Source organism: Aquiflexum sp. (assembly GCF_041749095.1).
Taxonomy (GTDB): Bacteria; Bacteroidota; Bacteroidia; order Cytophagales; family Cyclobacteriaceae; genus Aquiflexum.
Map to the genome: position 1 here is coordinate 1 of NZ_JBGTCA010000283.1, position 12,495 is coordinate 12,495.

Here is a 12,495-nt window from a genome sequence, read left to right on the forward strand (position 1 = left end):
AAATTGGTTCAGATGAATATTATATTTATAGAAATATTCTCTCCCCAACAAATAATAATCAAAAGCACTGATATTTTTTGTATATAATTTCTCTAATTGAATTGTCTCTTCTGGAGTCAGTTTAAGTCCAATCTCTGAAACCACATTTTTAAGTAATTGGCTGTATATCTGGTAAAAGTTTGCTCTCTCCGATTTTAAAAATCCCTGCCAGATAGTTTCCTTATTATAAGAATCATAAAGTTCTGCATGGACAAAAATTGAGTCTTTGGAATTTTTCAAATGTCCATGTAGCAAATATTGGACTTGAAGGTTTTCAGCTATTAGCTCGAGAGATTCATCACTTTCCCTGTAAGTATCTGAACTTGATTTTGAGATTATTCTCAAAGAGGATATTGGCGATAAGTGAGAGATTAAATCAAGAGTCAATCCATCTGAAATTCTAATATTTTCATCTCCTTCGTTGATTTGGCTAAATGGTAGTACAGCAATAGATTTAATTTCAATCTCAGTAAATTGTTTGATATATATGTTGTGATAAATCAAAAATCCAGTCAAACAAATAGTTAAAAATATAACTGCTCCAACCATAAACTTTCTCATTCGGCTCTCAAGCAATTTTAACATTTCCCCTCTTTTGGGAATCTTCAACCCTTCGTTTGCCAATGCAAATATTTCTAGGGGATCTTTTACATTTTTTAATTTGAAAAGCCCTTTCGAAACAACTTTAAAAGTTGCAGATTCTCCAATACTTTCTTGAATTTTTTTCGAAAAAAGAACAGACCCTGGCAGCCCTAATGTCTGCAACCTAGAAGCTATATTTACTGCATCCCCAAATACATCATTCCTGTCCAAAATTACTTCTCCGTAATGTATTCCAATCCTTAGGCTTAATTCTTTGGTTTTAATGTAATGTTTCTGCAGTTCATAAGCGGCAACAACAGCATCATGGGAATCAGTGAACGAACATAATATGCCATCACCCAATTCTTTGATCAGCTTCCCGTTGTATTTGGCCAAAATTTCCTGATGAACTTTTAGGTTATTATTGACAAGCTCAAAAGCCAGATCCTGGTCTTCACCCATTAATGCCGTGTAACCTACGATATCTGAAAACAGAATCGCAGTTTTCGTCTTTTTCAGATCTTCTTTCATAATTGTAAAAAAATTGTAATTTTAAATTTTGAGTTCCTGAAGGTTAAGATAGGTTATTTTTTTTGTGATAAAAATCCCAACACTTCCCATAGTGTTTGTTTTGTTCCAAAAGATAAAATATTATATTGAGGTCAAAAGCTATGGATTATGAATTATCGAATACTATTTCTGTCCTTATCACTCCTTTATTTTTCATGCCAATCCTCCAAAAATGAAATCAATGTAGAAGATATATTTCTAAGTTGGGAACTGGAAGAAAACAACGCACAGCCAAATCAGTCCCATACTGCAAAGTTTACCATTACCAATAGCGGAAAAACATTTTTACATCCTGATTGGGAAATTTATTTTAATACTGTTTTCCTATCGGTGAACCCCAAGAGTTTAGATGAAAATATATTGGTAGAACATTTGTCAGGTGATTTTTTCAGAATAAAGCCAACTCTGGATTTCCCTCTTTTAAGGCCTGATCAAAGCTATTCTTTTTCTTATCAATCGGACAATTTCCTTGTCAAAAACAGTCATGCTCCTAATAGGATTTTTATGGTCTTTGGTGAAGAAGAGATGGGACATCCAATCAATAATTATACAGTAAAAGAATTCAGCTTAGGTGAGTTATACAAAATGGCAGAGGGTACTTCGCTTCCTATACCGGTTGGGAGGAATTTATTTGAACAATCAAAAGGACTTACCTTATTGACCAAAAGGGAATTTTCCCCCATCATTCCCACACCCAAAAGTCTGGAATGGAGTGAAGGGGAATTGGAAATTAGCGGTGATTTTGGAATATCCTTTGAAGAGGAATTTTCCAAGGAAGCTGATTTTTTGATCAATAGGCTAAAATCTACATTCACGGGAAAGGTTTCAGCTAAAACATCATCTGATGCATTAATCCAGATCAAAAAAAATCCATCCATCAAGAATACTGAAGGTTACCAATTGGAAATATCAGATAATATTCAGATACAGGCAAATCATCCCAAAGGTGTTTTTTATGCTGTTCAGTCCTTATTGGCTTTGCTTCCTGTTGATAATTTCAAAGAACCCCAGACTGAGTTAATTGTCCCAAAAATCAAGATCGTAGATGAACCCCGTTTTCCATACAGAGGATTGTTTTTGGATGTAGCACGAAATTTCCAGACCAAAGAAGCGGTCATGAAACTCTTGGATTTGATGGCATTTTATAAATTGAATGTATTTCATTTCAACTTGGTCAATGATGAAGGTTGGAGGATTGAAATCCCCGGCTTGCCGGAACTGATCGATGTGGGAAGCAAAAGGGGGTTTTCAAGGGATGAGAAAAATTTCCTTTGGCCATATTATGGTTCAGGTCCTGATTATGAAAATTCTCCAAATGGAACGGGCTATTATTCCATTTCTGATTTTGAAGAGATTCTGAAGTATGCCCATGACAGGCATATTGAGGTAATTCCTGAATTGGGAGTTCCCGGACATTCAAGGGCAGCCATCATTGCTATGCGAAAACGCTACCATGATAAAAAAGACAATGATATGGATGCTGCCTTGGAGTACTTGCTGGAGGATTTTGAGGACAGGTCAGAATATCTCTCTGCACAGAATTTTCGGGGAAATACCCTGTGTATCTGTCAGGAATCTACTTATAATTTTTATGAAAAAATAGTCGATGAAATGATCGCAAGGTATCAATCTGCTGGAGTTCCATTGAATACCTTCCATACCGGTGGGGATGAAGTTCCTCATGGTGCCTGGTCAGCGTCACCGGTTTGTGCTGATTTTATCTCAAAGAATGAAGGAATAGATAGTATTGAGGATTTGACCAATTATTTTTATAGAAGAGTCAATAAAATCTTTGAAGACAGAGGACTTCAAGTTGCAGGATGGGAAGAAATAGGGCAAAAGATGGTAAAGGAAAATGGAAAAGAAGTTTCAAGACCAAATCCTGAATTTGCTGATAAAAATTTCAGGGTTTATGCCTGGAATTCAGTCGCAGGTTGGGGAGGTGAGGACATGGCTTACCAATTGGCAAATGCCGGATATGAGGTGATTGTCTGTAATTCTTCCAATATTTACTTTGACTTGGCCTATAATATGGATCCTGACGAACCCGGCCATCAGTGGTCCGGATATGTGGACTTAAATACATCATGGAGAACAGTTCCCCTGAATCATTTTATATCCAATGAAAAAGACATGTATGGAAGACCTATTGACCCTGTCGAACTGGCAAAAGGAAAAGTAAAGCTTGACGAAAGGGGTAAAAAAAACATCAAAGGAATTCAAGGGCAACTTTGGACAGAAACAGTCAAAGGTCAGGACATGATGGAATATTTTCTGCTGCCCAAAATGCTGGGATTGGTAGAAAGGGCCTGGGCAGTTGACCCAAGTTGGACCTCGATTGAAAATACTGAGAACAGGATTGCAGAAAGGGAAAAGGATTGGAACAGGTTTGCAAATGCGGTAGGTCAAAGGGAAATCCCAAGGTTGGACTATTTATTCGGGGGCTTCAATGTCAGGTTACCAAAGCCCGGAACTTTGGTTCATGATGGACTGATGCACGTAAACGTTGAAACCCCCGGCCTCATCATAAGGTACACCAAAAATGGAACTGAACCGGATATGAATTCTCCCGAATATTCCGCACCCATGCCGATAGAGGGCAATACCAAAGTCAGGGTATTCACACCGGCCGGTCATGCAGGAGAGACTTCTACTTGCCTTCAAAAGGATAATTGAACCGCCATTTTTTTTGATGAAACCAACACCTATTACATAAAGAAGATTATCTTTAGACATTAAATACACCCCAATTTTCCCAAAATAACCAATTATGAAAAAACCTGTTAAACTGATTCTCCTGGCCTTAATGACGGCCGGGTTTTTCTCTTTCTATTCCTGTAACCAACCTGTCATAATTCCGGATTTTGAAACATTGACCGAAGAGGAAAGGCACTTACCTGAATTTGCCCTTTCCGGAATAACCATTGCAGAAGGATTGGAGGCAAAACTTTTTGCCTCTGAACCTACTATCACCAACCCAACAAATATTGATATTGACCATAGAGGTAGAGTTTGGGTGCTGGAAGCTTATAATTACCGCCCGGAGATCACGGGAAATGAAATCAATCCCGAAGGGGACAGAATTGTGATTTTGGAAGATACCAATAATGATGGTGTCCATGATAAAAGCACGGTCTTCTATCAGGGGCCTGAGATCAATGCTCCTTTGGGAATCTGGGTAATGGGCAATCAGGTCATCGTTTCGCAAAGCCCTTATGTGTGGATGTTTACAGATACCAATGGGGATGATAAGGCAGATAAAAAGGAAATCATTTTTCAGGGGATTTCCGGTGAACAGCATGACCATGGTATGCATGCTTTTGTGTTTGGACCGGATGGAAAGTTTTATTTCAACTTTGGCAATTCAGGTGGCCAATTGAGAGATAAAAACAATCAGATTGTCAAGGACATACATGGAGTTGAAATAAATACCCAAAATTTCAAACAAGGTTTGGTCTTCAGGTGCAATACAGACTTTACTAACATTGAGGTGTTAGGGCAGAATTTCAGGAACAACTATGAGGTGGCAGTGGATTCTTATGGTACTCTTTGGCAGTCTGATAATGATGATGATGGCAATCAAGGAGTGAGGATCAACTATGTCATGGAGTTCGGTAACTACGGATACAAAGATGAAATGACCAATGCAAGTTGGACTGCAAACAGAACCAACAAAGAAAAAGAAATTCCTCTTCAGCATTGGCATTTGAATGATCCTGGTGTGGTACCCAACCTTTTACAGACAGGGGCAGGGTCACCTACAGGTATTTTGGTTTACGAAGGGAGATTGCTTCCTGAGGTATTTTGGGATCAAATGATCCATGTTGATGCAGGTCCAAATGTGGTAAGATCCTATCCTGTCAAAAAGGACGGTGCAGGCTATTCGGCAGAAATCGTCAATATTATGGTAGGAGATCAGAATCAATGGTTCAGACCTTCGGATGTTTGTATAGCACCGGACGGGTCTCTCTTTGTCGCAGACTGGTATGACCCGGGAGTCGGTGGTCATCAGGTGGGTGATTTGATTAGAGGAAGGATTTTTAGAATCGCACCTCCCAAGACCCCTTACAAAATTCCTAATTATGATCTTTCAAATGTCAAAGGTGCATTGGATGCGTTGCAGAATCCCAACCTTTCCTGGCGATATCAGGCTTGGATGGCCCTTCAGAATTTTGGGTCTCAGGCAGAAAAAGGCTTGGCAGAGATGTTTGCAAACCATGAAAATCCAAGAATGAGAGCAAGGGCTTTTTGGGTATTGGCCAAAATGGAAGGGAAAGGACAGAAATATGTGGACATGGCCATCAAAGATTCAAACCCTGATATTCAGATAGCAGGCCTTAGGGCAGCCCGGCAACTTGATTTGGATCTGATTCCAATCATAGCCAAATTGTCCGACAGTAAAGATCCACAAGTTAGAAGAGAAGCTGCAATTGCACTTCGCTTTCACCCATCTCCAGAATCCCCCGGACTATGGGCAAAGCTTGCCATGCTACATGATGGGGAAGACAGGTGGTATTTGGAGGCTTTGGGCATTGGTGCCCATAATCAGTGGGATACTTATTTTGCAGCTTGGAAAGATGCGGTAGGAGATGCCGATTTAAGAGAAAGAGCAAATCAGGATATCATTTGGAGATCTAGGACCGGAGCCTCCATACCGATGTTGGCCTCTTTGGCAGTTGCACAGGATGAACCATTGGAAAATAGGTTAAGATATTTCAGGGCATTTGACTTTAATCCCGATGTGGAAGGTAAATCCAAGGCATTGATCAATATGCTGAACAATAAAGAATCCGATCAACAAGAAATCAACAAATTGGTCATTGCTCATTTGGATCCCCAATATACCAAAAGGTCATCTGTGGCCATGGCTGCTTTAAGGGATTTGATCACTTATTCCGAAGGGAAACAGGAGTATGTGGAGTTGGTCGGTAAATTTGGTTTGAAGGAATACAATGCAAAACTCCTGGATTTGGCAATCCAAAACAGTGGGAATAACCTGGGCAGAAATGCAGCTTCTACTTTGATGCAACTTGGCGGTAAGGATTTGATAGTTGGGAAATTAAAAAGTAAAGAGGAAAAAGTTGTCATTGATATGATGGTGTCGCTTAGGGGCATTGGTACGAAGGAATCCATAGATCTTTTGGAGAATGTAGCATTTGATGTAAACCGTCCTATCAATGTCAGGAGGGAAGCAGCTTCGGCATTGGGAGCGAGTTACTCAGGGGAGGATAGAGTTTTGGAATTATTGAGGGAAGAAAAATTCCCTGACAATCTCAAAGCTTCTGCAGTGAATGGATTAAGTAGGGCTTGGAGAAGGACAGTAAGGCTGGAAGCTGCCAATTATTTGGGGAATGGTGAAGGAAGTGACCTTCCGCCGATGAATGAATTGATGGCTATGACCGGAGAAGTAGAAAATGGTAAAACTGTTTTTAATAATAGCTGTGCTATTTGTCATCAAGTTGGTGAAGAAGGAAAGGATTTTGGACCTAAATTGACTGAGATAGGAAGTAAACTCTCCAGGGAAGCGCAATATATTGCCATCATCCATCCCGATGCAGGCATCAGTTTTGGATATGAAGGGCAGATTTTGAAGACTAAAGATGGCAATACCTATGGCGGTATTATAAGTAGTAGGACAGAAACAGATTTGGAATTGAAAATGCCCGGGGGTACCTCAGTCAGCCTTAAGACCTCTGATATAGCCTCCATCGAACAAATGGAAAATTCCATGATGCCGGCAGGCCTGGAAAGAGGAATGACAGCGGAGGAAATGGTGGATTTGTTGGAATATTTGATGAGTTTGAAGAAGAAATCCTAAGAGGACAAATTAATAGGCATTTAAACCTACCTTTGTCCAAAATATGATTGCATGACATTTGATTCACTTGGGTTGTCAGAAAAATTATTGGCAGCGATCCGCAAAGCCAAATATGACAGCCCTTATCCTATTCAGTTACAGGCCATTCCGGCTATCCTTCAGAAAAAAGATTTGTTGGGCATTGCCCCGACAGGTTCGGGGAAAACAGCTTCTTACGTCTTACCCATCCTTCAGATGCTGTTGGAAAAAGATGTTCCCCAAAACAGGGATATTCCCGTATTGGTGATTGTGCCTACCCGGGAACTTGCAGCCCAGGTTCAGGAAGTGGTCAAGGTCTTTTCTGAGTTTTTACCGAGAAGGATAAAAACCATGGCGGTTTTTGGCGGTGTTTCCATCAATCCCCAAATGATGAATCTTCATGCCACGGAGATTTTGGTGGCCACACCGGGAAGGTTGTTGGACTTGGTAGCCCGAAATTCCATTCAACTGGATAAATTACAGATATTGGTCCTCGATGAGGCGGATAAGGTTTTGAATCTTGGATTTAAATTGGAGGTGGATGAAATACTTTCCAGGCTTCCCAAAAAAAGACAGAATATCCTTTTCTCCGCAACCATGGAGGAATCCGTGGAGGAATTGATCAATAAGCTTCTTCATCATCCTGTCAAGATCGAAATCGAACAGGATAAGATTGCACCGGAACTGATTTCCCAATCCGCTTATTTGGTGCCCATGGAATATAAAGGACCCTTATTGCGTCATTTGATCCAGGAAGGTAATTGGCAGCAGGTATTGGTATTTGCCTCCTCAATAAGAACAGCCGACAATGTTGCCAACAAACTCAAAAAGCATGGAATTGAAGCAATTGCATTTCATGGAGATAAAAGCCAAGGTGCCAGAACCGATTCATTGACCAAATTCAAGGCAGGGAAAATCAGGGTTCTTGTGGCAACTGACTTAGCTGCACGAGGGATAGATATCAAATTTTTACCCCATGTTGTCAATTATGAATTGCCAAGATCACCAAAGTATTATATCCACAGGATAGGCAGGACAGGAAGGGCAGGAAGTGAAGGAGAGGCTATTTCATTGGTTTCAGAGGAAGAAGAACACCACTTTAAAGTTATTCAGAAAAAAATGGGCAGGAGGGTGGAAATGATAGATTCCGTGAATCTGGATTTTAGGAGGTGATTTGTTTTTTTATTCAGGTGGAAGGAAGTAGGAAGAAAAACCAAGAAGCCTCCACCGAGGTTCAGGGAGAAAAGAACTTAGATTGAAAAGAAGTGTGTTTGATGCAGGATGTTTGGTAAACTTCCTTCTTCCGTAGGTCATCGGACACTTAGCAATTTCTTTATTAATTCCCACTTGCCTGCGATATTTTTGGGGAATAAAAAAAGCTCTGAAATCATCCATTGAAATAGAGTTCAGAGCTTGTAGTTAAATAATTAGTTATATTATCTTCTATTCATTGAGACATAATCTCTTTCATTGGCACCGGTATAAATTTGACGTGGCCTTCCTATAGGTTCACCGTTTTGTCTCATTTCTTTCCACTGTGCAATCCATCCGGGAAGACGTCCCATTGCAAAAAGAACGGTGAACATGTCCGTTGGGATACCTAAAGCTCTATATATAATACCTGAGTAGAAATCCACATTGGGATAAAGTTTTCTGTCCACAAAATATTGGTCATTCAAGGCGGCATATTCCAGTTCTTTGGCAATATCCAAAACAGGATCGTCTACCCCCAATTTTGATAGAACATCATCTGCTGCTTTTTTGATGATTTTTGCCCTTGGGTCAAAATTTTTGTAAACCCGATGACCAAAACCCATCAACCTAAAATTATCATCTTTGTCTTTTGCTTTGTTCAGGAATTTTTTGGTATCACCACCATCATTCTTGATGGATTCCAGCATTTCAATGACGGCTTGGTTGGCACCGCCATGCAATGGACCCCAAAGAGCATTGATGCCTGCTGAAATGGAAGCGTATATACTTGCCTGAGATGAGCCTACAATCCTGACTGTGGAAGTGGAGCAATTTTGCTCATGGTCTGCATGCAAAATCAACAATTGATCAAGTGCTTTGGCCACAATAGGATCAGCATCATAAATTTCTGCCGGTAGGGCAAACATCATTTTCATAAAATTGGAACAATAATCCAAGCTGTTGTCCGGATAATTGACCGGGTGTCCAACCTCGTTTTTATAGGCCCAGGCAGCGAATGTTGGCATTTTGGCCAATAGTCTGACGATGCTCAGATTTACTTCTGCTTCATTTCTGTTAGGATCCAAAGACTCAGGATAAAATGCTGTCAACGAACAGATCAAAGAAGAAAGTACACCCATAGGATGTGAATTGGAAGGGAATCCATCAAGTATTTTTTTGATATCCTCATGGACTAAAGTATGTGTGGTTATTTCCCTAGTAAACTTTTCATATTCTGATTGGGAAGGCAATTCTCCATAGATAAGCAAATATGCCACTTCCAGAAAAGTTGATTTTTCCGCTAAGTCCTCTATTCTATAACCTCTATACCTGAGGATGCCAAGTTCCCCATCTAAAAAAGTAATTGCACTTGTGGTAGATCCAGTGTTTTTAAATCCCGGGTCAATGGTGATTAGCCCGGACTGACCCCTGAGTTTGGCTATATCGATAGCTTTTTCATTTTCAGTACCTTCTACAATGGGAAGTTCAAAATCCTTTCCTCCATATGATAACTTAGCAATTTCAGACATAAGTATATTATTTTATTTTTCAGATTATTGTTTAAATTGATCTAACTTAATTAAAGTGCTTAAGTTAGTGAATTAAGGCGTTTTTTAAATGTTTTATTATATCAATAACCCAAATTACAGTGTATGTGTTGACAAAAAAAGGATATGGGAAAAACTTTTATGATCAATCAATGAATAGACCACTGCTTTAAATCATAATAATTTGAAAGCAAATAAAAATCATTCCCATTATAATTTTGGAAGGGAATAATTATGGTACTATATTTTTTTAGCAGAAAAAAAGCCCCGAAGGGCATTTTTTAAATACAGAAATGTTCAAAAACCTCAATAAGGTGGTCACCTATCATTTTGGCGTTTCTGCCCTCAATGTGATGTCTTTCGATAAAGTGAACCAATTCACCATCTTTGAACAAAGCCATAGCAGGAGAAGAAGGAGGGTAGGGTAAATGGTGTTGCCTTACTTTTGCTACTGCCTCAGCGTCATTACCGGCAAAAACCGTGGCCAATACGTCAGGTTTATTTGGACTTTGATCCAATGCATACCTTACACCCGGTCTTGCTGCACCTGCTGCGCAACCACATACTGAGTTGATGACTATCAATGTGGTGCCTTTGTGGTCTTTCAAATGACTGTCCACTTCTTCGGATGTTCTGAATTCCTGGAATCCTACGTTTGTCAATTCTGCACGCATGGGTGCAATGAGTTCCTCTGGATACATATTGTTCTTATTTTAATTATTCTTATAGAAAACCTAATTCTAATTTAGCGGCCTCAGACATCATGTCCTGAGAATATGGAGGGTCAAAAGTAAGCTCCAATTCGACATGATTGACGCCTTGAATTTGCTGGATTTTTTCTTTTACTTCTGAAGGTATAAACTCCGCAGCGGGACAGTTTGGCGAAGTCAATGTCATCATTACATATACATTGTTGACCGGATAGACACTGATTTCATAAATCAACCCCAATTCATATACATCTACAGGAATCTCAGGGTCATATACCTGTTTGATGGCATTGACGACTTTGTCTTTGAGTTCCTGAGTGGATATTTCAATATTTTCTGATGTAGATTCGGTCATTTTTTCAGATAGTTTGTTTGGTCTGATATGCCAAAGCATACAGTTTCATTTGTTTGATCATGGCAGCCAATCCATTGGACCTTTGGGATCCGATGATATTTCCCATCCCTATTTTATCTATAAAATCAAGCTGTGCTTGAAGGATTTCCTGAGGTTTTCTTCCTGATAAAACCCTGATCAATAGACTGATCAAACCTTTGGTAATATCAGTATTTGAATCAGCAAGAAAGATTATTTTGTCTTCATCTTCTTGGGTAGTCAACCAAACTTTTGATTGGCAGCCTTTGATGATATTTTCTTCTATCCTTTCTGATTCAGGAAACTCAGGCAGTTGAGCACCAAGTTCCATGATGTAATATATGGTCGATTCCTTATCGTCTCCAAGGATGTCAAATTCCTCTATGATCTCATTTTGAATATCCTGAATACTGCTCATTTATTCTTGATTTTTGCAATTTTCGCAACAGAAGCTGCTAATTGATCTATTTCTGATTCGGTATTGTAAACAGAAAATGAAGCTCTTACGGTTCCCTCGATTCCAAATCTTTGCATCAAGGGTTGTGTACAATGATGCCCTGTCCGAACTGCAATCCCGTTAGCATCAAGCATCATCCCTACATCAAAAGGGTGCATTCCTTTGATATTGAATGAGATAACACTTACTTTTTCTTTCGCAGTACCTACAGGAATAAAACCTTGTATTTCTCCAAGGAGGTCAGTGGCATAACTTAACAGATCATCCTCGTGTTTCTTGATATCAGATTTACCAAGTTTATTGATAAATTCCAATGCTTTTTGAAAAGCGATCACATCGGCAATATTCGGTGTTCCGGCCTCAAATTTAAAGGGTATATCATTGTATGTTGTTTTTGCGAAGGTCACTTCTTTTATCATTTCTCCACCTCCCTGATATGGTGGCATGGATTCGAGAATATTCCTTTTGCCATAAAGAACCCCCAATCCTGTAGGTCCATAAAGCTTGTGGGCAGAAAAGGCCAAAAAGTCGCAGTCCAGATCCTGTACATCTACATCAAGATGGCTCGTGGATTGTGCGCCATCCAAAAGTACTTTTGCCCCAACTTGGTGTGCCTTTTTGATGATTTCCTTTACAGGGTTGATAGTGCCCAATGCATTGGATACATGTACTATACTGACCAATTTGGTCTTTTCATTCAGGAGACTATCAAACTCATCCATGAGAATTTCCCCGGAATCATTGATGGGAATGATCTTTAATATAGCTTCTTTTTCTTCACAGAGCATTTGCCAGGGAACAATATTGGAATGATGCTCCATAGTGGATATAAGGATCTCATCACCTTTGGTAATGAATTTCCTGCCAAATGTAGCTGCAACCAAATTGATACTTTCAGTGGTGCCTTTGGTGAAAATTATTTCCCCTTCTTCTTTGGCGTTTATAAATTCTTTGATGACAGTACGGGTTTTTTCAAAATACCTTGTAGCTCTGTCAGCCAAAGTATGTGCACCTCTGTGTATATTGGAATTGTCGTGCTGGTAATAGTTAGTCAATGCGTCCAATACTGCCTGAGGTTTTTGGGTAGTAGCGGCATTGTCCAAATAAATCAAAGGCTTTCCATTGACCTCTTGATGAAGGACAGGAAATAAACTTCTTATTTTATCTGTGTTTATGGGCATATTTCA

Annotated in this window: 9 protein-coding genes; 3 read left to right on the plus strand and 6 right to left on the minus strand. The window is 39.5% G+C overall.

The genetic code is table 11. From position 1 onward, the window contains the following. Positions 1 to 1,152, minus strand: a 1,152-nt coding sequence (locus ACEW8O_RS13160) for an adenylate/guanylate cyclase domain-containing protein (RefSeq protein WP_373495084.1), incomplete at its 3' end; no start/stop codon positions are given. Between the two features lie 147 nt (positions 1,153 to 1,299). On the opposite strand from ACEW8O_RS13160, the gene ACEW8O_RS13165 reads away from it, so the two are divergent. The 3 genes from ACEW8O_RS13165 to ACEW8O_RS13175 all read left to right on the plus strand — a co-directional run bounded on the left by ACEW8O_RS13165 (position 1,300) and on the right by ACEW8O_RS13175 (position 8,200). After that, entirely contained in the window at positions 1,300 to 3,867 is a 2,568-nt protein-coding gene (locus tag ACEW8O_RS13165; protein ID WP_373495085.1) for a family 20 glycosylhydrolase, read from the plus strand. Between the two features lie 94 nt (positions 3,868 to 3,961). Continuing rightward, positions 3,962 to 7,009 carry a PVC-type heme-binding CxxCH protein gene (locus ACEW8O_RS13170; RefSeq protein ID WP_373495086.1) on the plus strand — a complete coding sequence of 1,016 codons (3,048 nt, stop codon included), beginning with the start codon at positions 3,962 to 3,964 and terminating at the stop codon, positions 7,007 to 7,009. A gap of 51 nt (positions 7,010 to 7,060) precedes the next feature. Continuing rightward, positions 7,061 to 8,200 (plus strand): DEAD/DEAH box helicase, encoded by a 1,140-nt coding sequence (locus tag ACEW8O_RS13175; RefSeq protein ID WP_373495087.1) that lies wholly within the window; start codon positions 7,061 to 7,063, stop codon positions 8,198 to 8,200. Positions 8,201 to 8,463: 263 nt separating this feature from the next. Here the strand turns inward: ACEW8O_RS13175 and ACEW8O_RS13180 are convergent, their stop codons facing one another. The 5 genes from ACEW8O_RS13180 to ACEW8O_RS13200 form a co-directional block, all read right to left on the minus strand. Further along, a complete protein-coding gene (locus ACEW8O_RS13180; protein WP_373495088.1) occupies positions 8,464 to 9,750 on the minus strand; it encodes a citrate synthase in 1,287 nt (428 codons plus the stop codon). Positions 9,751 to 10,049: 299 nt separating this feature from the next. Further along, a complete protein-coding gene (locus ACEW8O_RS13185; RefSeq protein ID WP_373495089.1) occupies positions 10,050 to 10,469 on the minus strand; it encodes a BrxA/BrxB family bacilliredoxin in 420 nt (139 codons plus the stop codon). A 22-nt stretch (positions 10,470 to 10,491) separates the two neighbouring features. Further along, positions 10,492 to 10,833 carry an SUF system Fe-S cluster assembly protein gene (locus ACEW8O_RS13190; protein WP_373495090.1) on the minus strand — a complete coding sequence of 114 codons (342 nt, stop codon included), beginning with the start codon at positions 10,831 to 10,833 and terminating at the stop codon, positions 10,492 to 10,494. A gap of 4 nt (positions 10,834 to 10,837) precedes the next feature. Then, positions 10,838 to 11,269, minus strand: a complete 432-nt coding sequence (locus ACEW8O_RS13195) for a SufE family protein (RefSeq protein ID WP_373495091.1) — start codon at positions 11,267 to 11,269, stop codon at positions 10,838 to 10,840. After that, positions 11,266 to 12,489 (minus strand): SufS family cysteine desulfurase, encoded by a 1,224-nt coding sequence (locus ACEW8O_RS13200; protein ID WP_373495092.1) that lies wholly within the window; start codon positions 12,487 to 12,489, stop codon positions 11,266 to 11,268. The genes ACEW8O_RS13195 and ACEW8O_RS13200 overlap by 4 nt, the downstream gene beginning before the upstream one ends. Positions 12,490 to 12,495 lie beyond the last annotated feature (6 nt).

Bases quoted from the DNA above. Each gene is read 5' to 3' on its own strand.
- ACEW8O_RS13185 (WP_373495089.1), bottom strand. From the start codon at position 10,469: ATGTATCCAGAGGAACTCATTGCACCCATGCGTGCAGAATTGACAAAC.
- ACEW8O_RS13175 (WP_373495087.1), top strand. From the start codon at position 7,061: ATGACATTTGATTCACTTGGGTTGTCAGAAAAATTATTGGCAGCGATC.
- ACEW8O_RS13165 (WP_373495085.1), top strand. From the start codon at position 1,300: ATGAATTATCGAATACTATTTCTGTCCTTATCACTCCTTTATTTTTCA.
- ACEW8O_RS13170 (WP_373495086.1), top strand. From the start codon at position 3,962: ATGAAAAAACCTGTTAAACTGATTCTCCTGGCCTTAATGACGGCCGGG.
- ACEW8O_RS13195 (WP_373495091.1), bottom strand. From the start codon at position 11,269: ATGAGCAGTATTCAGGATATTCAAAATGAGATCATAGAGGAATTTGAC.
- ACEW8O_RS13180 (WP_373495088.1), bottom strand. From the start codon at position 9,750: ATGTCTGAAATTGCTAAGTTATCATATGGAGGAAAGGATTTTGAACTT.
- ACEW8O_RS13200 (WP_373495092.1), bottom strand. From the start codon at position 12,489: ATGCCCATAAACACAGATAAAATAAGAAGTTTATTTCCTGTCCTTCAT.
- ACEW8O_RS13190 (WP_373495090.1), bottom strand. From the start codon at position 10,833: ATGACCGAATCTACATCAGAAAATATTGAAATATCCACTCAGGAACTC.